The following is a 20,796-nucleotide window of genomic DNA, read 5'->3' as shown; positions in this document are numbered from 1 at the left end:
TTGCGTCTGATTATTGGTCTTCCAAACGACATTGCTTTTCATACCATTAAGATAAGAAAATCGATACTTTTTTTAAAATCATAAACAAAAAAAAGAGACTGCCTTTTTAGACAGCCTCTTTTTAATTGTGCTATCCCCTACTTATTGAACCTTCTTAAAAGAATTTCCTTGGTTTCTCCATTTGGAAAGGTCAACGTTCCTTTAGCGTCACAAGTGCCGTCCCCAAAATCGAGGCTAATAGCAGTATCGTTTTTAGCAATTTCCATTACCCCGCTAACAATAAACCTACAGGACAATTCCCTTCTAAGCAAGCTTTTGGTTTCCCTGGAATATACAACGCCCGTCTTATTGGTATAGCTGCCCTTCCCGGAAATAAGAAAAACATTATCGGTCCAAATCCCGGAACCATAACCCGCTACCCATTCCCAGCTTCTATTTCCTGTAAAACTGGCAACACTTCCATCCGGCCATACCCCGTTATAACTGGCTACTACATCGGACTGGGGGTTACCATTACCATTGAAACGTTTCCTCACCAAGGTTGCTCCCCCTGTCACAGCCACTCCGTTAAAAGTGAAATCCTCCAAAGAAAGAACAATGGTCTTGGTTGCCACATCCAGATCCTTGGCATAACTTAAATGGATTATTCCACTTAATAGATTGCCATTGGCCAGCTCGCAACCCTCTCCAAAATCTATGGCTGCTTCCTTGGTCTCATTGGTAACCACTGTTGTTATAGTGACGCATTCCGGCAAATAATTGGAAAGAAAGAACGATTTTGAGGTAGCCCTGATCTCCTCGGTGGCATACACATCCTCAACTATGCTGGCTATTTCCTCCGAAATTAAATCGGCCTCATCGCTAGCGACAAGTTCCGCCACCTCAAAAGCCGTATCCTCTTCCTGATTGTTGGACTCTTCATTGTTACAGGAACCCATTACCAAAAAGACCAATAGCAGCCATCCTGTTACGTTCAATTTTTTGAGACTTTTTTTCATCTGTTTTGATTTTAATGTTTGCAATAAGTAAAATTTCAATTCCATCGCCGGCCAGCGCTCAGATCTGTCATTACAATGAGGCAATAACATTTCTTTAACGTTTTATATTAGGACGAACTATTTTAAAAAAAGTTTAATCCACACTTCAAAAAACATTGGGATGGCTCTAGGTTTCTAAAAAAAAGTCTATCTTTGCCCCCTGATTGAAAATCAATCATGTACATAAAAATCATTAAAATAATATTGGAATGTATTTAACTAAGGAAGTAAAGGCCGAGATTTTTAAGAAACACGGCGGGGAAGAAAAAAACACAGGTTCCGCTGAAGGGCAGATTGCCTTGTTCACCCACAGAATCAACCACTTGACCGAGCATTTGAAAAAGAACCGTAAGGATTTTAACACCGAACGCTCATTGGTAAAACTGGTAGGAAAGAGAAGATCTCTTTTAGATTACTTGATTAAGAAGGATATCATTAGATATCGTGCCATAATTAAAGAATTAGGAATTAGAAAATAAGTTACCAAAAGGGGAAAGTTTTACTTTCCCCTTTTTTACAATATCAATATTATTGATTTCAATACTATTGTAAAGTCCCATAGGCATACCTTAGGGCACAAACAAAAAGCTTGCACATAGTTTTTCATTGGTCAACAACACACAACTACAACACAACAACACGTCTATAACAGACGAAAGACCATTGTTTAACAAACCTGTAATGAGACAGGTTTTAATTCGTATTTATGATACCAAAAGTATTTAAAGAGGTCATTGACCTTGGGGACGGTAGGGAAATTTCTATCGAAACCGGAAAATTGGCAAAACAGGCCCATGGTTCTGTTGTTGTTCAGTCAGGAAAATGTATGTTGTTATGTACAGTAGTTTCCAATTACAAACAAAGTGATGTGGATTTTCTTCCACTAACGGTAGATTACCGTGAAAAATTTGCAGCTTCGGGACGTTACCCAGGAGGTTTCTTCAAAAGGGAAGCAAGACCGAGTGACGGAGAAGTATTGACAATGAGATTGGTGGATCGCGTTTTACGCCCACTTTTTCCTAAGGATTACCATGCTGAAACCCAGGTGATGATCCAATTAATGTCCCATGATGAGGATGTTATGCCCGATGCTATGGCAGGATTGGCCGCTTCTGCAGCCATTCAACTTTCAGATTTCCCATTTGAATGTGCTATTTCCGAGGTGCGTGTAGGTCGTATTGATGGTGAATTCATAATCAATCCAACCAGAGCCCAATTATTGGTATCCGATATCGATATGGTTATTGGAGCTTCAGCAGATTCTGTGATGATGGTTGAAGGTGAAATGAAAGAAATTTCCGAAGAGGAAATGGTAGAAGCCATTAAATTTGCCCATGATGCCATTAAGGTACAATGTGCCGCCCAAATTAGGCTGGCAGAAGCATTTGGCAAAAAAGAAGTACGTGAGTACGAGTCGGAAAGGGAAGATGAGGAATTGGCCAAGAAAATCCACGACATGGCGTATGACAAAGTATATGCCATTGCAAAAGCCGGTTCGGCAAAACACGAAAGAAGTGCTGCCTTCGACGCCATAAAAGAAGAGATTAAAGCTACTTTTTCCGAAGAAGAATTGGCAGATTTCGGGGATTTGGTTTCCAGATACTACTACAAGGCCGAAAAAGCCGCGGTTAGGGACCTTACCTTGAACGAAGGACTTCGTTTGGACGGTAGAAAAACAGATGAGATTAGACCCATTTGGTGTGAAGTGGATTATTTACCTTCCACACATGGTTCCGCTATTTTTACACGTGGAGAAACCCAAGCTTTGGCTACGGTTACTTTGGGAACTTCAAGGGAAGCCAACCAAATAGATATGCCTTCTTTTGAAGGAGAGGAAACTTTCTACCTGCATTACAACTTCCCACCTTTTTCAACAGGGGAAGCCAGACCTATTAGAGGTACTTCCCGTAGGGAGGTAGGACATGGTAACTTGGCCCAACGTGCCCTAAAAGGGATGGTGCCAGAGGATTGTCCTTATACGGTCCGGGTTGTATCCGAAGTATTGGAATCCAATGGTTCGTCTTCCATGGCTACGGTATGTGCCGGAACTATGGCATTGATGGACGCCGGGGTGCAATTAAAGAAACCCGTGTCCGGTATTGCCATGGGATTGATATCCGATAGCGAATCAGGAAAATACGCTGTATTGTCCGATATACTTGGTGATGAGGATCATCTTGGGGATATGGACTTTAAAGTTACAGGAACTGCAGACGGAATTACTGCTTGCCAAATGGACATTAAAGTAAAAGGTTTATCCTATGAAATTTTGGTCAATGCCCTTAAACAGGCAGGAGCTGGACGTTTGCACATACTTGGTAAATTGGTAGATACTATTGCTACACCTAATGCAGATGTTAAACCACATGCTCCCAAGATGGTCACCAGAGTTATTCCTGGCGAATTCATTGGAGCATTAATTGGGCCTGGAGGAAAAGTAATCCAAGAATTACAAAAAACTTCCAAAACAACCATCGTTATCAATGAGGATCCGGTTACCGAAGAAGGTATTGTTGAAATACTAGGTACTTCACAAGAAGGAATCGATATGGTTCTTGCAAAAATAGAATCATTATTGTTTAAACCAGTAGTAGGTAGCGCATACGAAGTAAAAGTCATCAAAATTTTGGATTTTGGTGCCGTTGTGGAATATACGGAGGCCCCCGGTAACGAGGTATTGCTTCACGTATCCGAATTGGCTTGGGAAAGAACAGAAAATGTTTCCGATGTGGTAAACATGGGAGATGTTTTTGATGTTAAATACTTTGGTGTAGACCCAAGAACAAGAAAAGAAAAAGTTTCACGTAAGGCTTTATTGCCAAAACCTGAAGGTTATAAGGAAAGACCACCACGCGAAGATCGCGGTAGAAATGACAGGGGCAACGATAGAAATAGAGATAGGGATCGTAAGCCAAGAAGGGACTAGTTTTTAAATAACGGTCACAATACCAAAGCCATGTTTTACCTTTTTTAAGGTAGAGCATGGCTTTTTTCATGTATTTTATCTAAAAAAGCAAAATAAAACGGACCAATTGTAACATTTCCAACTTTTCAACGTATAACCTAATGCAGCTTATGCTTAATGCACATAATTTAGAAAGATAAAATTTCGATGAGACAGCTTAAAATTACAAAACAGGTTACCAATAGAGAAACTGCTTCTTTGGATAAATACTTACAGGAAATTGGTAAGGTAGATTTGATTACGGCAGATGAGGAAGTAGAATTGGCACAACGGATCAAGGCAGGTGATCAACGTGCACTCGAGAAATTGACCAAGGCCAATTTACGATTTGTGGTTTCCGTTGCAAAGCAATACCAAAATCAAGGTTTAACCCTTCCTGATTTGATCAATGAAGGTAACCTTGGCTTAATTAAAGCCGCACAACGTTTTGATGAAACACGTGGATTTAAATTCATATCCTACGCGGTTTGGTGGATTCGTCAGTCCATATTACAGGCTTTGGCCGAACAATCGCGTATTGTAAGACTACCTTTGAACAAGATCGGGTCTATCAATAAAATCAACAAGACCTTTGCCTTCTTGGAGCAAGCTCATGAAAGACAACCATCTGCGGAAGAAATCGCCAAGGAATTGGACATGACCGTCGAGGATGTAAAACAATCACTTAAAAATTCCGGTCGTCACGTCTCCATGGATGCCCCCTTGATAGACGGTGAGGATTCCAACCTTTACGATGTATTGCGTAGTGGGGAATCGCCAAATCCGGACAGGGAATTGTTGCACGAATCGCTTAGAACTGAAATAGAAAGAGCTTTGGAAACCTTGACCCCAAGGGAGGCGGATGTAATTCGCCTGTACTTTGGATTGGCCGGACAACATTCCATGACCTTGGAAGAAATTGGGGAAACTTTTGACCTTACCAGGGAAAGGGTTCGCCAAATAAAGGAAAAGGCAATTAGAAGGTTAAAGCATACCTCCAGAAGCAAAATCCTAAAAACATATCTTGGTTAATCCAAACAATTAAATTTTTTGTGCAATCGTCTTTCCCCATTGGAAAGATGCTGCAAAAATCGTAAATTGTGGACAGTAACAACAGTTATCATGACTGTTCGTTTTTTGATTGATGAATAAACTCCGGCTGATTACCGGAGTTTTTTTGTTTTACACCAAAAAAAAAACCCTACAAGTACTGTATTCATTGACATTTTAACAACTAATCATAAATAATTGCCCCCACTTTTTTAAACCGAAATACTCAATTTTCGGCAACTGCATTCCCTAAACAATTAACAAGTCCATTATTTGAAACACCCCTATCTTTGTATCATCTACATTATTGCACTATGGCGAAAGACCTCCTTTTAATAACCCCTCCCTTTACCCAACTGAACACTCCCTATCCGGCAACGGCCTATTTAAAGGGATTTCTGAACACCAAGGACATAAGTGCATTTCAAATGGATCTGGGGATAGAGGTAATATTAAAAATCTTCTCCAAAGACGGACTTCGTAATATTTTTGATTGTGCAAAGGCGAACAATTCCATAATATCGGACAACTGCCTTAGAATAAACGCCTTACAAGAAGATTATTTAAAGACCATAGATGCCGTTGTTTCCTTTTTGCAGGGACATAACGCCACCTTTGCCAGACAAATATGTACGCCCAACTTTTTGCCACAAGCAGGGAGATTTGATCAATTGGACGATTTGGAATGGGCCTTTGGGACCATGGGACATCAGGATAGGGCAAAACACCTGGCCACACTGTATCTGGAAGACCTGTCCGATTTTATGGTAGAATGTGTCGATGAAAACTTTGGTTTTAGTCGTTACGCAGAACGATTGGGAAGAAGCGCCAATTCCTTTGACGAACTATACCGGTATTTACAAAATGAAATCACTTATATAGACGAATTGACGCTGGACATTTTGGATAAGCGGATCAATACGGTCAAACCCAAGCTGGTATGTTTTTCCGTTCCCTTCCCCGGCAATCTGTACAGTGCGTTTAGATGTGCCCAATTTTTAAAACAACACTATCCGAAAATAAAAGTATCCATGGGCGGGGGATTTCCCAATACGGAATTGAGATCGGTTTCCGATACGCGGGTTTTCGAATTCTTTGATTATATAAGTCTGGACGATGGAGAACTTCCCTTGGAGCTGCTAACGGCCCATTGCCTGCTCCCCCAACGCACCGATAGCAATGCCCTTCTAAAGAGAACCTTTTTAATAAAGGACGAAACAATTTTTTACAATAATCTCTCCCCCAACACAGATTACAAACAAAGCGAAGTAGGTACCCCGGATTACACCGATCTATTGCTGGACAAATACATCTCGGTCATTGAAATTGCCAACCCCATGCACAGTCTTTGGAGCGATGGCCGCTGGAACAAACTTACCATGGCACATGGTTGCTATTGGGGCAAATGTACCTTTTGCGATATCTCCCTGGACTACATAAAAATATATGAGCCCATTGCCGCCAAACTGCTGGTAGACCGTATGGAGGAGCTCATTGAACAAACCGGGGAAACCGGTTTTCATTTTGTGGATGAAGCCGCACCCCCTGCACTAATGAGGGCTTTGGCTCTAGAAATCATAAAACGAAATGTAACCGTTAGCTGGTGGACCAACATTAGGTTTGAAAAAAGCTTTGGCCGCGACCTCTGTAAGTTACTAAAGGCATCTGGCTGTATTGCCGTTTCCGGAGGATTGGAGGTAGCCTCGGACCGATTGCTGGCATTGATCCAAAAAGGAGTTACCGTTGAGCAGGTAGCACGGGTTAACCGTAATTTTACCGAAGCGGGTATTATGGTACACTGTTATCTTATGTATGGCTACCCTACCCAAACGGTCCAAGAGACCGTAGATAGTTTGGAAATGGTACGGCAAATGTTCCAAGTGGGAATACTTCAATCAGGATTCTGGCATCAATTTGCCCTTACCGCCCATAGTCCGATAGGTCTCAACCCCGAAGATTACCATATTATTCCAGACTATCGGCCCATAACTTTTGCCAACAATGATATCCAGTTCACGGATACTACGGGAATTGACCACGGGAAGTTTAGTTATGGATTAAAAAAGTCCCTCTTTAACTATATGCACGGTATTTGTTTTGACCTTCCCTTACAGGAATGGTTCAGTTTTAAAATCCCAAAAACCTCCATTGCACCCAACTATATTGAAAACGCCCTTAAAGAGGAACCTGTATTAATCACCAAACCCAATGCCAAAATACTATGGTTGGGAAGACTGCCCATGGTGGAGACTATTTCCAAATCCAAAAAAGGACATACCTGGAAATTGCTCAAAATGGTCTTTCATGACCAAACCACTTCCATATCCATTACCATTGATGAGGAACAAGGGAAATGGCTCGGTAACACCTTGGCCAATATGATAGGCAACCATGGAAAAACGACCACCTTTGCACAGCTTAAGACCGACTTTGAATCGCAATTTGAAAATTTTGAGCTGTTCTGGTATTCCAAGCCCTTACAAACTTTAAGGGACCATGGTCTTTTAAGCTTGTAGGCCCAACCAACACATGCCTTGCCAATTTATCTTACCTTTGTACGCATCACTACCTAAATAGGTATCCATATGAATTTTAAAGAATTAAAGCTCAATAAACATCTCCTGAGAGCAGTGGCTGAAAAAAACTATGACGCCCCAACTGCCATTCAGGAAATTGCCATACCCTTAGTTCTGGAGAAAAATGACGTTATAGCCTCTGCCGAAACAGGAACAGGAAAAACGGCCGCTTTTGCCCTGCCCATATTGCAGCTGCTATTTGATAAGCAAGAGACTTCGGAAAAGGGCAAAAAAATTAAAGCATTGATAATAAGTCCTACCCGAGAATTGGCTTCCCAGATTCACGAGAGTTTTTTGGATTACAGCAAATACACGCATTTAACCTCAACCGTTGTATATGGTGGAACAAAAATAGAGCCCCAAATAGCTGCCTTAAAAAAGGGAGTGGATATCCTTGTGGCAACCCCAGGTAGATTATTGGATCTGCACAAGCAAGACAGGGTCAATTTGGACTATGTGGAAATATTGGTATTGGATGAGGCCGATCTAATGTTGGATATGGGATTTATAGATGACGTAAAAAAAATAGAGCGCCTCTGCCCCAATGACAAACAGACACTCCTATTTTCGGCCACTATGCCTTTTAAAGTGGTGCAGTTGGCCGATACCATATTAAAAGACCCCAAGAAAGTAGCCATCACCCCTACATCTTCCGCTGCGGCTACCGTACATCAGTTATTGTATTACACGCCAAAGCCCAATAAAATAGAACTCTGTCTTTACCTTCTTAGAAATACTATAAAGGGCAATATCCTGATTTTTAGACGCACAAAATACGGGGTGGAGAAGTTGGAAAAAACGCTTCGCAACAACAATTTCAAGGTAGATAGCCTACATGGAGACAAGTCACAGGAAGAGCGCCACGCAGCACTAGGAAAATTCAAGCAGGGGGTAACCAACATTCTTGTGGCCACTGATGTTGCCGCCCGTGGCTTGGATATTGACGACCTGGACGCGGTTATCAATTTCGATTTGCCAAATATACCGGAAACCTATGTACACCGTATAGGAAGAACGGGAAGAGCGGGAAATACGGGAACATCCTATGCCTTTTGTTCCGCAGATGAAAAGGGATATTTATCCATTATTCAAAAACTGATGCAAAAACACATCCAAGTTGTTGAAGACCATCCGTATCCCTTAGATCCAAAGGCCAAACCGCAAGTACATAAGAAACAAGGCAGTAAACATAAAAAAGGCAGGAAGTCCGTGGCCTCCAAAAAGAAAAAGAAACGTTGGTATTGATCGGGATCTTTTGGAGCATAGCAAGGTTGATCCTGTTGTGGAGCACACCTTTAAACATATCAATTCACTACCTTTGTAGAAACACTTATAGTAAATAATAATGGACAAAAAGATTATTGCCCCTTCCCTCTTGGCCGCCGATTTTGCCAATCTCCAGCGCGATATTGAAATGGTAAACCACAGTGAGGCCGATTGGCACCATATAGATATTATGGATGGTGTTTTTGTGCCAAATATCTCTTTGGGAATGCCCGTCCTAAAAGCAATTGCGGCCCATGCTACCAAAACCTTGGACGTACATCTAATGATCGTGGACCCGGATCGCTATATCAAGACATTCGCAGAATTGGGAGCCAATAACCTTATCGTACACTACGAAACCTGCCCACATCTACACCGTACCTTGCAAGCCATAAAGGCCGAGGGAATGGCAGCAGGCGTGGCATTGAACCCCCATACCAATATTAAGTTATTGGAGGATACTATAAATGACATAGATCTTGTTTGTGTAATGAGTGTAAATCCAGGATTTGGCGGACAAACTTTTATTGAAAATACCTATGAAAAAATTAAGGCGCTAAAAGAACTTATCAATAGAAAAAGTGCCCATACCCTAATTGAGATCGATGGGGGTGTTACCACTGAAAATGCCAAGCAATTAATAGATGCAGGAGCGGATATTTTAGTGGCAGGTAGTTTTATATTTAAGAGTGATAATCCCACCAAGACCATTAAGGAACTCAAAAAAATAGTAGGATAATGAAGATTTGGGATGTAGTAATTGTTGGAGGCGGACCCATTGGTATTGCCTGTGGCCTGGAAGCCAAAAAAAAGGGATTGTCCTACGTAATTATCGAAAAGGGGTGTATTGTTAATTCGCTTTATAATTATCCCCTGAACATGCAATTCTTTTCCTCTTCCGAAAAACTGGAAATCGATGAAATTCCTTTTATAAGCATAGAGGCGAAACCTAAAAGAAATGAGGCACTGGAATATTATAGACGGATAGTGACCTCCAACCATCTGAACATTACACTTTTTGAAAAAGTAAATTCCATCAAAAAAATGGATGGGCTTTTCCATATCGTTTCGGATAAGAATACATATTCCTCCACCAACGTAATTATTGCCACAGGATTCTACGATATTCCGAACAGAATGCACGTACCCGGGGAAGATTTAAAAAAGGTATCCCATTATTACAGGGATCCCCATTTCTATTCAAGTCAGAAAGTAGCGGTCATCGGGGCCAGTAATTCGGCTATAGACGCTGCCCTGGAATGCTATAGAAAGGGCGCGGAGGTATCTTTGATCATTAGAGGACCCGAGGTAGGCCAACGTGTAAAATACTGGGTAAGGCCCGATATCATCAACAGAATAGAGGAAGGCAGTATAAAAGTCCATTACAATAGTACCGTGAAGGAAATCAAGGAAGACGAAATTATTCTAAATACCCCTAGCGGTACAATTGCCTTGGAAAACGATTACGTCCTGGCCCTCACGGGATATAGGCCCAATTTCGCTTTCTTGGAAAAAATAGGGATCCAGTTGTCAGATGACGAAAAAAGACTTCCCCACTACGATCCGGAAACCATGGAAACCAATATTGATAATCTTTATCTGGCCGGTGTAATTTGTGGAGGAATGGAAACCCACAAATGGTTTATAGAAAATTCAAGGATCCATGCCAACATGATTATGGACCATATTGTAAGTAAGGTAAAAATGGGCTCTGCTTAAAAAATGCGGGTTTATAAACGTTTTTCCAATGTCCCTTGTATCCTCCATGACTCATGAACCTAAAGATCCTTTGGCTATCATAGATTACTAGTGATGCGTTAACTTTTTAAAATTTTATTCAATCCCTTTATACACGGGGAATTAAAAGCGTTCTTTGATTTTTTGATTTGATTTGGCGGATATCTTGGCGGTTTGTTAAAATGACCGTCATGAATTCTGGAAAATATGTTTTTGCCCAACTCCTTGAGTATGTAAGCAGGTACGAGTTCGAGAAATGTGTAAAAAGACACAACGGAGATTACAGGACCCGGGATTTCAACTGTTGGAACCAGTTCATCCAGTTGTTCTTCGGACAGCTGACTTCCAGGAATTCCCTAAGGGACATCTCGACCTGCCTCAGGGCCCACAGGAACAAACTCTACCACCTCGGCTTTAGTGGACACGTCAACCAATCGTCGCTGTCGCGTGCCAACGAGCGACGGGACTGGAGGATATTCGCGGAATTCGGACAGTACCTTGTGGACCTGGTCCGGCCAATGTATGCCGATAGTCAGGTCCCCAATGTCAAACTGGACAACGAGGTCTTCGCATTGGATTCCACCACGATTTCCCTTAGCCTTGCGCTGTTCCGATGGGCGCCCGGAAAATATTCTAGGGGAGCCGTTAAGGTCCATGCGCTTTTGGACCTGAGAGGGAACATCCCGTCCTTTATACTGGTAAGCGATGGAAAGTACCACGATAGCAACGTTCTCGACCTATTAGTGCCCGTACCTGGTGCGGTCTATCTAATGGACAAGGCCTACGTCGACCTTGAGGCGCTTTACCGAATGGATACGGCCGGGGCCTTTTTCGTCTCAAGGGCGAAGTCCAACATGGACTACAGCGTTGTGGAACAGAACTTCAACATTGATCCGGCGTCAGGACTGAGAACGGACAGAACGGTGACCCTTAACGGGCATAGGTCGAAAAAGCTCTACCCCGGACCCCTTAGGCTCGTGGAATACCATGACCAGGAAGGCGATGTCGATCTCCTTTTCCTGACCAACAACATGGAAGTGTCCGCTCTCGAAGTCGCCAAACTGTACCGCAACAGATGGCAGATAGAGACCTTCTTCAAATGGATCAAGCAGAACCTGGCCATAAAGAAACTTTGGGGGCACTCGGAAAATGCCGTCAACATCCATATATGGGTAGCGATCTGCACTTATTTGGTAGTGGCACACGTAAAACATTCCTTAAAAAGCGAGCTGTCTATTTATGAGATAATCCAAATATTAGGTATCTCCGCCATAGACAAGACTCCTTTGCAGGAGTTGCTCACCGAACCGAAATCAAATCAAAATGTCAATGAACAGATGAATTTATTTAGCGATTAAATTTTAACGCATCAGTACTAAAGAAGAATTATAATTCAATTTGAAAAGAAACATCTCTTAAAGGAATTTCATATGCCCCACTAAGTCTATTATAGGATAAATCCTTCTCTTTATTTATCCTTAAATAAGCATTGGGAGTAAAATCATCCTTTTTGGACAAGGTAAGGGTTACTTGTTTTGATTCTGTATTATAGGTGAACTTCTTAAACGCACCAGCATCCAGAGTGACCCATAAATCAATTGGGGCAATAAATATTTTGGATTTTGACGCAGTAGTTATGTCCACTTCAACAATATTTTTATTTATATGAAGATTTCCCCCAAAAGCTAACCACCCCAAATCCTTATCATGTGTCAAATACGTTGCCGAATTCACTGCATAACCGTAAAATCCAGAACCATAGTCTCCGGAAATCCCATCTATTTCCAGGGTTGACGGAAAAGAATGAAATGCAGCCGGACCAAAACCATCCTGGGTAATATTGGAGATACCACCCAAAAGTCCACCATACCCTACTTTCAACAAATACAAATCTTCCGGTGTTTTTCTAAATTGTGTTAACACTGGAATAGCGTTCAAGGAAGATCCATAATGATGTATTTGTCGTTCCACCCTAGACGTCTCCCCTGCCTTACCCCCATATAGAAAATCCCAATACCTTCGTGCATTACCATTGTAAGCCCAATGTGGCATGGTTGGCATATAGGCCAGAATAGCATTTAAAGTTATGCCTGCCTTATCATTATACCCAAAATAATCGGACCACAGGTACACCTCCTCTTGCCCCGTAGAATCCCAAGGCATTTCACTTCCGAAAGGGTAATCCAGGGCCCGCCAATAATTGGCCCTCTCCTTCATTTTTGCTTCCAACTCATTGCCCATTTTCAAATATCCCTCACTTTTTAGGTCGTTTAGCAAATAAAGGAATACAGACCCTTCCATCTGCCCAAAAACTGAGTAATATGGGGCCTGTTCCAACATGGCTATACTGGTATGGTATGCATTGTTCAAATACCATTCCCAAGTCCGGTTATCCACTAATCCTTTCCTGTACCTAGCTAAGCGGTACATGACCCAATATGCGGCGGTGACATGGGGATAGTTATAAGATCTTCCAGGGTCATTGGCATGTTCATGATTCCAGGCAGCCCAGGTTTTATAATTGATCCCATCACTATAGGTTCCTTTTGGTAAGGAATCCGGTTCGTAATAGAACACACTTTTTTTAACGCCATATTTATGGGGGCCCCCACTATATTGAATATCTCCCCATAAGGTAGAATCTATAAACTTTTGGATTTTTTGTATTTCACTACGCTCAGGCAGTACCAATTGCTTCATTATGGCCGCCAACCAACTACCGGCTCCGCCCTCATCACTCAGGCCACTGATCCATACCCTACTGTCCTCGGTTAACTTTCTTTTTGTATCATAATCATAGCTAATAAAAGAAGGGTTTCTATGGAAAGGGTCGTTGGGATCATTAAACCATTGTTCCGTAGCCAAAAAATGTCCAAAATCCTTTACTACCTCTGTTTCAGGTTTAATTACCTTATAGTTTACAGTTTGTTGTTTCCCATCCTCGTAGGTAATGGTCAACCGTGCCCTTCCCCATTTTTTGCCTAGTACACTATAGCTTTTCTGTCCCTTTGGCGTCTTGGCAACTTCTTTAACCTCCAAAGCTCCATTAGGTACTATTTCCAAGGATGTAACCTTTTTGCTATAATCAATAAATAATTGGGCTTTTACATCTTGGGGAACCACAAAGCCCGGGACCCCATTTACTACTGGAACTTTTTCCTCTACCAAAGTTCTTTGCACCTCTTTTATTCCTTTGGAAAGTACAAGTTTAAAAGAAAAATTTTTAGCCTCCTTAGGTTCCAATATCACTGAAGTTGGTGTATTCCACTGTTCCACTCCTTGCCATTCATTTTCAGCATAAGCCTTACTATAGACCATCCATTCATGGAATCCCTCAAAAACAATACTTCTTGGCGTGGGATCATCCAAGAGTGGCCTATAGGCTTCAAAAGACATGTTTTGAAGCGGTAAGACCAATAGAACCGGACCTTTCCCCGATAAGCGTTTCACCTCCAAATATCCAGCATCCATACCGATATAAGGGTCAAAAAATACATTTTGGGCATGGGTTTCAACCAGTGATTTGCCTTCCAATATATTATTAAAAATCATGGGTACTCCCAAAGCACCAATTTCGATGGATTTGCTACTCCTATTCCTTATTTCAAAACGAATTGCCAAATGGTCATTATCCAATTCATAAAACCTATGAACGCTTACAGGTATATCGGCAGGGAATGTATTTGATAAATCTGCTGCTGCCAAAATATTTCCAGAGACCTCCAAAGGTTCAACCTTAACTCGCTTGGTAGCCGTAGAATAACTTTTCCAAATTCCTTTGGCTTCCTTAATTCTTAAATTGATATCCCCTAAATGATATAACCCGTCCTTATCCCTAATTTCCAACCGATCACTAGGTGTAAAATCGAAATCCAAATTTTTATTGGGACGCAAAGCTGCCACTGTTTGCGAGGCCTTGACCAACTTTAACTGAAAGTCCGGGGTAGTAAATTTTTGATATACATCGGCTATGCCAAGTGTAGGTTCCTTGGCCTCTACCTTACTCCAATAACCTTGTGCCTTAGTGAAAAAGCCAACCATTATAAATAGTACCGTGCAAAAATATCTAAATTTCATATGCCTTGTTTTATTCGAAATTGAAATCAACCTCTCATTACGTAAATTCCCAATTATTTAAGTATTACATCCAGATATACTGAATGCCGCCCATAAGTTTCATAAAAAGGTTTAAAATCCACTCCATCAATAGTAAATTCCAGTTTTCCCGATTTCTCCTTAATCGATCTACCAATATCTTTTGCATCCAAAATTACCTTACGCCATTCCTTACTGGGACCAGACTCTTGGGCCGCCAATAAAACGGGGCCATAAAATAAACTGGCTATGTTTTCTTGATCCATAACTGGGTCCAAATGAAATTGAAATGGCATACTAAGTTCAATCCTGTCACCATCTTTCCAATGACCACCTAAAGAAAGGTAGCTTCCGGGGACAGCATTTGCCATTTGTTTCTTGTTATTTATTTTTACAAAAAATCCTTTGGTCGCCCATTTTGGCACACGAACTTTTATATCAAATTCTCCTTCCCCACGTATTGTCAATAGGGTTTGATCTTCATTAGGAAAATCGGTTGTTTGTTCTATGGTTACTTTTTTTTCGGTCCAACTTAAGGTTGAGGGCACAAATAGATTAACAAAGAGAGCCTTGTTATCCGAACTTCTAAAATAGATTGAATTCTGAAGCTTTGTGCTACTTTCAAGGGCCGTACCATTACAGCAGGTAAAGCCTTCCATATCAGGATTGCCAAACTTCTTGACCGAACCTGGTCTTAACGGAACATGATAGGTATTTGCTGGACTATCCTCTGCAACGGAGGCAAGAATATGGTTATATAGTCCACGCTCATAATAATCCATTAGCTCTGCTCGCTGATCAAAAAGAAAAAGATTTCTCGTTAATTTGAGCATATTATAGGTAGCGCAAGTTTCATTCTGCCCACCAGCCGATAGCCCATTTTCATAAATCGTAGCCGGCTCACTGATAAAACATTCCGCGTTGGCAGGATTACGGGCCCCAGCTACCCCCCCAATACTATACATGTAACCATTAATGGTTTTATTCCAAAAATTATCCGCTATTCTATAATATTCAGGGACATTTGAATCCCTATACATTTCAAGAGCCCCCATCATTTGGGGTATATGCTGGTTGGCATGCAATCCGCGAAAGGTATCCACATTTTTAGCCAAACCATGTGAGTGTTCCGCATTCCCAAAGAAAACTTTAATGTTATCAAATGCCTGTGCCAGCTCTAAGTATTTATTTTCATTGGACATCCTATAAAGACGTGCCATAACTTCATTCATACCTCCAAACTCTCCTGCTATATAGGTATTCCACATACTGATAAGTGTTTCGGTCGTTAATCGACTCATACGTGTATGAACCCAACTTCCCACCCCTTTGGCAATTTCCAGTGCTTTTTCATTACCACTCACTTCGTATATATCAAGTAGTCCTGCTAAAATTTTGTGCAAGGTATAATAGGGAGCCCAGATTTTGGTATTCCCTGTGCCATAGGTAGCACCCTTTTCCAACATAATAAATTGATCGGGAGGATAAGCGCTTAGGTATCCCTTACCCCAATTCCAGTAATCTGTTCGGATACCTTCAACACTTAAGTCGGAATCAAAATCCATTTTACCCGGTCCAGGAGGTACCTTTGCAGGATCTGAAACATGTTCGCCTGAAGTTTCTATCGGTTGTCCGGACATCTGGGATAATTGGTAAAGGACATTGACCATGTACTTCATTTTTTCCGAGAAATTTTCTTGGAGTTCCTTGTTGTACCCTGTAGAGGCATAAGCTTGGGCAACAGCGGTAAGGTAATGTCCCGTAGCATGGCCCCGTAGTTTGGTTTCCTGGCTGTCCCAAACGCCCAATGGCTCAGCCCCTTCGGGTTGTTCCTGTCCAAAGGCGTTCCTAAACATATAAAGAAAATTATCGGGGTTTGTTTGGGCAAGTTTTGTGATAAACTTATCCCGGTTTTCTATAAATTTTGTACGTTGCCCATGAACATTATTGTTTAGTGATACCTGATCAAGATCAAACACTTCCAGTTCCCGTTTGGGGGTAGCCGGTACTTTCCCGTCTTTCACGTTTACAATGGCCTTAGGCCTTATTTCTGAACCAGATATAATACCCTCAACGGTATTTGTCCTGGGCGAGAGTACTTCGGTATTATCTTTTGGCGAGGGCCAAATTACCCTTACATTGCCCTTCTTGATCCCTTTGCTATAAATTCCCTTTACATAAGGTGGAAGCTGTGGGAGAAACCCGACTTGCGTTTCAACTTCAATATTTTCAACACTTTTCAAGTATTCATTATAAAGCTGAGGAGTCCCTTTAGGAAACATGGGGAGATCACCGTCAAGTTCAACCTTTGTACCTACAACGGCTCCATCATCCTCCAGTGCATTTTTATATATTCCCGCTATTTGCTTTTCACCCAAGGGAATTCTGTAGATTCTGAAATCGTGTACTTTCGCATTTAGGGAAGTGGCCTCGGAGCGTATTGATCTGCCTATGTAGAGCAAATTATTTTCACTTGAATTGGAATCGAAGAGCTGTTCCCATCCAAGGTTTATATCGTTCACCTTTTCAACAAGATTTCCATTGATGTATGTACTTAGAGACTTGGAGGGAGCATCAATAACAATTGCCAAATGATTCCATTTATCAACCTCCAAGGGAGGTTGCCCTGACAAATGGATATTTCCGTTTTCAGAAGCTATTTCAACCTGGTAAGCTTCTTTAGTTTCAATTCCCCTTGGTGCGACAAAAAAATGGGACTCATTGTTTCCAAAATCAAAAAAAAACTGACCGTTCTCCGAAGAACGTAGGTAGATCCATCCTGTAACGCTTATAGATTCCTGCTGTGCGATAGCTTCCCCTGGAATAGTAACAAAAGCTTTGGAATTTTTGGTTAAGGAAAGTACTTGTCCAAACTGATCATCATTAATAAAATGAACCCCGGAATCATCAATTTGACCGTGTAAATTATTCCTTGACCAATCCTTTACATTACCATCAAATAAATAACGGACAATCAACGCTGTTTCGCCTATTCCGTCCAACATCTGATTACCAGTTTGGGCTACTAAAGTTGATGTAAACAACATTGGACAACTTAGTATTACTATAATAAATAATTTGTATGTTTTCATAACTAAATCCGTTTCTCCTATATTTAAAAATCTATAGTTATTGGGGTTTTATCCACAAAGTTTACGGCGTTCTTAAAATCCATCCCCAACCCTCCAATGCTTCCTTGTACATTTAGGCAAGCTTTGGAGAACCAAAACTCTCTTCGGAGATTAAGCACCCCATTCATAAAAACCAATGATAGATATTCCTACTTACCATTAAAAAATATCATCACCGCTATTACAATTAAAATGATCAAAATAGAAATAGCTATATCGACCCAGCTATAACTACTTTTATTATTATTCTTCTCCTCTTCCGTAATTGTGCCAAAAGTAAGATTCACTATCTGTTCCCTGTCCGGTGCTTTGGTAAGTAAACTTACCACAACCAGGAATATCAGACAGAACAAAAAGAACCATGCCCCGAAACTGAGAAAATTCATATCCCCTAAATAAAACAAAAAGCTATCCGGGTCTAAATTTTCTTTAATTAGTTCTAAGGCGATTCTAAAAAAGGCGACCACAATTCCCATAATCAAGGTTGCAAATGCCCCGGTAGCATTAATCCGCTTATAGAATATTCCCAAGATAAATACAGCGGTTATCGGAGGCGCAATATAAGCTTGTACACTTTGAAGATATTCGTATAAAACCCCTGATATATTGGCCATTATCGGAATCCATATAATCCCGACAATAACTACAAAGACCGTCGCAATCTGTCCTGTACGTACCAACTTCTTTTCAGGAGTATTGGGCTTTAATTTTTTATATATATCAACTGTAAACAAGGTTGAACAAGAGTTGAATACCGAGGCCAAGGAACTCATTAAAGCTGCCAACAATCCTGCAGCTACCAATCCACGTAATCCTGAAGGCAAAAGGTTACTCATTAATACAGGAAAAGCTTCATCCGGACTGTCCCAATGCAACTCTCCTCGCATTTTGAGGGTCAAGGCGATAATACCAGGAATCAGGAATAAAAAGACAGGCAATAATTTCAATAAAGCGCCAAAAATAGTTCCCCGTCTCCCTTCTTTGATATTTCTTGCCGTTAGTGTTCGTTGCACAATGTACTGATCTGTACACCAATACCAAATACCAACAATAGTACTGGTGATCAATAGGGACGGCCAAGGAAAATCAGGGTCGGTAGCTGGCCTCCACATATTAAAATATTCCGGCCCCAAGGTTTCTTGCATACTGCTCCAGCCTCCAACTTTGTCCAAACCTATATAGGTTAGTACGGCTGCCCCTAAAATTAAAAGCACCGCTTGTAAAGTTTCCGTATAAACAACGGCCCGCATACCTCCCAATACGGTATAAATACCTGTTAGGATTACCGTTGCGATTGCTCCGGTCCAAAAATCAATCCCTAAAAGTGCTGCTACCACTACCCCTCCTGCATATATGGTAACGGAAATTTTTGTAAGCACGTAAGCAATTATAGAGAAAATGGACAATACCCATCTAGACCTAGCATCAAAACGCTTCTCTAAAAATTCCGGCATGGTAAACACGCCACTTCGTGCATAAAAGGGTAAGAATACCCAGCCCAAAATTAATACCACCCAGGCCTGTATTTCATAAATCAATAAAGGCAATTTATTACTGGCTCCTGTACCTGCAAGGCCCACCACATGTTCCGAGCCTATGTTGGAGGCAAAAATGGATGCTCCTACAACAAACCATCCTATATTTCTACCTGCCAAAAAATAGTCTTCGGTGTTCTCTTCCTTTTTTCGGATTACCCAAATGGCAATCCCTATAAGGACTAAAAAATATAAGGATATACTAATCCAGTCTAAGGTATCCAATGGTTGCATGTTGGTGGTTATTTTGTAGAAAATTTAAAAGTAGTTTTAGTGGTGTACCTATCTCCCGGTACCAAGGTTACGGATGGGAATTCCGGTTGGTTGGGTGAATCCGGATAGTGTTGTGTTTCCAAACAAAAACCCGAACGCAAGGCATATGTTCCGCCGTTGGGTGCCGGCAGAGTACCATCCAAAAAATTACCGGTATAAAATTGAATCCCCGGTTCCTCGGTAAGTACCTCCAAACTGCGGCCCGTTTCTGGATGATAAGCCTTGACCACCGACCTATAACCCGCACTTTGGCGGTTCAACACCCAACAATGGTCATATCCCCCGCCCAGCTGAAGTTGTTCATTCTCAGCATCAATATCTTTTCCTATCAACTTGGCCTTTCTGAAATCGAAGGGCGTACCTTCCACAGATGCCAATTCCCCGGTAGGAATCAAACCACTATCAACAGGAAGGAATTTATCCGCATCTATTTCCAATACATGGTCTAAAATTGTTCTTGAAAAATCACCTGAAAGATTAAAATAGGCATGTTGCGTTAAATTGACCACCGTTGTTTTATCGGTAACCGCTTCGTACAATACTTCCAAGCTATTATCCGTATTAAGAATATAGGTGACCGTAGTTGTTAAGTTGCCTGGAAAACCTTCCTCCATATCAGCACTCACATAGGTTAGTTTCAACTTTATGGAGTCATCGCTTTCTTCAATGGCAGCATCCCAAACCCTTTTATCAAATCCTTTTTCTCCCCCGTGAAGGCTATTTTCCCCATTATTTTGTGCCAAGGTATATTCTTCACCATCAAGACTAAACTTACCTTTGGCTATTCTATTTCCATATCTTCCTATAAGTGCCCCAAAAAAAGGATTGTCCTTTTCATATTGGGTCAGATTATTGAATCCCAACACTACATTTTTCATGTTTCCCTCACTATCCGGGGTTCTCAAAGAGGTGATTCTTCCGCCGTAGGTGATGATATCCACTTGGATTCCATCCCTATTTTCCAGGGTATATTTAGCTACATTTTCACCTTCGGCAGTAGTGCCAAAATCACTTTTTGTAATGCTTTGGGATTTTTCCATTTGTTCTGGTTCCAAATTTTCTCTTTTCGTTTTATTGTCCTTACAACCGTTATTTAGAACTAACAGAGTTCCAAATAAAAATATGGACAAAGGTGTTTTGAATGTTCTCATA

At 41.2% G+C, this 20,796-nt stretch carries 13 protein-coding genes; 8 read left to right on the top strand and 5 right to left on the bottom strand.

Going from position 1 to position 20,796, the window contains the following annotated elements; all coding sequences use genetic code 11:
- Positions 1-137: 137 nt before the first annotated feature.
- On the bottom strand, positions 138-998 hold the full coding sequence (locus QSE00_RS21185) for a hypothetical protein (protein ID WP_286107408.1): 861 nt from the start codon (positions 996-998) through the stop codon (positions 138-140).
- 248 nt (positions 999-1,246) lie between these two features.
- Between QSE00_RS21185 and rpsO the strand changes: the two genes are divergently transcribed.
- From rpsO to QSE00_RS21145, 8 genes are all read left to right on the top strand, one after another.
- On the top strand, positions 1,247-1,516 hold the full coding sequence (gene rpsO, locus QSE00_RS21180; protein ID WP_031442673.1) for a 30S ribosomal protein S15: 270 nt from the start codon (positions 1,247-1,249) through the stop codon (positions 1,514-1,516).
- Between the two features lie 227 nt (positions 1,517-1,743).
- Positions 1,744-3,963, top strand: a complete 2,220-nt coding sequence (locus QSE00_RS21175) for a polyribonucleotide nucleotidyltransferase (protein ID WP_286107407.1) — start codon at positions 1,744-1,746, stop codon at positions 3,961-3,963.
- A 186-nt stretch (positions 3,964-4,149) separates the two neighbouring features.
- Positions 4,150-5,013 carry a sigma-70 family RNA polymerase sigma factor gene (locus tag QSE00_RS21170; RefSeq protein ID WP_031442671.1) on the top strand — a complete coding sequence of 288 codons (864 nt, stop codon included), beginning with the start codon at positions 4,150-4,152 and terminating at the stop codon, positions 5,011-5,013.
- Positions 5,014-5,345: 332 nt separating this feature from the next.
- The gene (locus QSE00_RS21165; RefSeq protein ID WP_110355652.1) at positions 5,346-7,547 is read left to right on the top strand and encodes a B12-binding domain-containing radical SAM protein; all 2,202 of its coding nucleotides are present in this window, start codon (positions 5,346-5,348) and stop codon (positions 7,545-7,547) included.
- 69 nt (positions 7,548-7,616) lie between these two features.
- Positions 7,617-8,852, top strand: coding sequence for a DEAD/DEAH box helicase (locus QSE00_RS21160; RefSeq protein WP_110355651.1), 1,236 nt, complete (start codon positions 7,617-7,619; stop codon positions 8,850-8,852).
- A gap of 100 nt (positions 8,853-8,952) precedes the next feature.
- Positions 8,953-9,612, top strand: coding sequence for a ribulose-phosphate 3-epimerase (rpe, locus tag QSE00_RS21155; protein ID WP_110355650.1), 660 nt, complete (start codon positions 8,953-8,955; stop codon positions 9,610-9,612).
- Positions 9,612-10,592 carry a YpdA family putative bacillithiol disulfide reductase gene (locus QSE00_RS21150; protein WP_286107406.1) on the top strand — a complete coding sequence of 327 codons (981 nt, stop codon included), beginning with the start codon at positions 9,612-9,614 and terminating at the stop codon, positions 10,590-10,592. Before rpe ends, QSE00_RS21150 begins: the two co-directional genes overlap by 1 nt.
- Before the next feature lie 209 nt (positions 10,593-10,801).
- Entirely contained in the window at positions 10,802-11,968 is a 1,167-nt protein-coding gene (locus tag QSE00_RS21145; RefSeq protein ID WP_286107405.1) for an IS4 family transposase, read from the top strand.
- 28 nt (positions 11,969-11,996) lie between these two features.
- On the opposite strand, the gene QSE00_RS21140 is transcribed toward QSE00_RS21145, so the two are convergent.
- The 4 genes from QSE00_RS21140 to QSE00_RS21125 all read right to left on the bottom strand — a co-directional run bounded on the left by QSE00_RS21140 (position 11,997) and on the right by QSE00_RS21125 (position 20,795).
- Positions 11,997-14,687 carry a DUF5695 domain-containing protein gene (locus tag QSE00_RS21140; protein ID WP_286107404.1) on the bottom strand — a complete coding sequence of 897 codons (2,691 nt, stop codon included), beginning with the start codon at positions 14,685-14,687 and terminating at the stop codon, positions 11,997-11,999.
- A gap of 53 nt (positions 14,688-14,740) precedes the next feature.
- Entirely contained in the window at positions 14,741-17,797 is a 3,057-nt protein-coding gene (locus QSE00_RS21135; protein ID WP_286107403.1) for a beta-L-arabinofuranosidase domain-containing protein, read from the bottom strand.
- A 188-nt stretch (positions 17,798-17,985) separates the two neighbouring features.
- Positions 17,986-19,605, bottom strand: a complete 1,620-nt coding sequence (locus QSE00_RS21130) for a sodium:solute symporter (RefSeq protein WP_110357325.1) — start codon at positions 19,603-19,605, stop codon at positions 17,986-17,988.
- An 8-nt stretch (positions 19,606-19,613) separates the two neighbouring features.
- Entirely contained in the window at positions 19,614-20,795 is a 1,182-nt protein-coding gene (locus QSE00_RS21125; RefSeq protein ID WP_286107402.1) for an aldose epimerase family protein, read from the bottom strand.
- Position 20,796 lies beyond the last annotated feature (1 nt).

It is taken from the genome of Arenibacter flavimaris, from assembly GCF_030291335.1.
Classification (GTDB): Bacteria; Bacteroidota; Bacteroidia; order Flavobacteriales; family Flavobacteriaceae; genus Arenibacter.
The sequence above is the reverse complement of the archived record's forward strand: the minus strand, read 5'-3'. Positions and strand labels throughout refer to the sequence as shown.

Excerpts from the sequence above, each read along its gene's own strand:
- rpe (WP_110355650.1), top strand. The coding sequence starts at position 8,953 with ATGGACAAAAAGATTATTGCCCCTTCCCTCTTGGCCGCCGATTTTGCC.
- QSE00_RS21165 (WP_110355652.1), top strand. The coding sequence starts at position 5,346 with ATGGCGAAAGACCTCCTTTTAATAACCCCTCCCTTTACCCAACTGAAC.
- rpsO (WP_031442673.1), top strand. The coding sequence starts at position 1,247 with ATGTATTTAACTAAGGAAGTAAAGGCCGAGATTTTTAAGAAACACGGC.
- QSE00_RS21145 (WP_286107405.1), top strand. The coding sequence starts at position 10,802 with ATGAATTCTGGAAAATATGTTTTTGCCCAACTCCTTGAGTATGTAAGC.
- QSE00_RS21135 (WP_286107403.1), bottom strand. The coding sequence starts at position 17,797 with ATGAAAACATACAAATTATTTATTATAGTAATACTAAGTTGTCCAATG.
- QSE00_RS21140 (WP_286107404.1), bottom strand. The coding sequence starts at position 14,687 with ATGAAATTTAGATATTTTTGCACGGTACTATTTATAATGGTTGGCTTT.
- QSE00_RS21130 (WP_110357325.1), bottom strand. The coding sequence starts at position 19,605 with ATGCAACCATTGGATACCTTAGACTGGATTAGTATATCCTTATATTTT.
- QSE00_RS21185 (WP_286107408.1), bottom strand. The coding sequence starts at position 998 with ATGAAAAAAAGTCTCAAAAAATTGAACGTAACAGGATGGCTGCTATTG.
- QSE00_RS21150 (WP_286107406.1), top strand. The coding sequence starts at position 9,612 with ATGAAGATTTGGGATGTAGTAATTGTTGGAGGCGGACCCATTGGTATT.
- QSE00_RS21175 (WP_286107407.1), top strand. The coding sequence starts at position 1,744 with ATGATACCAAAAGTATTTAAAGAGGTCATTGACCTTGGGGACGGTAGG.
- QSE00_RS21170 (WP_031442671.1), top strand. The coding sequence starts at position 4,150 with ATGAGACAGCTTAAAATTACAAAACAGGTTACCAATAGAGAAACTGCT.
- QSE00_RS21160 (WP_110355651.1), top strand. The coding sequence starts at position 7,617 with ATGAATTTTAAAGAATTAAAGCTCAATAAACATCTCCTGAGAGCAGTG.
- QSE00_RS21125 (WP_286107402.1), bottom strand. The coding sequence starts at position 20,795 with ATGAGAACATTCAAAACACCTTTGTCCATATTTTTATTTGGAACTCTG.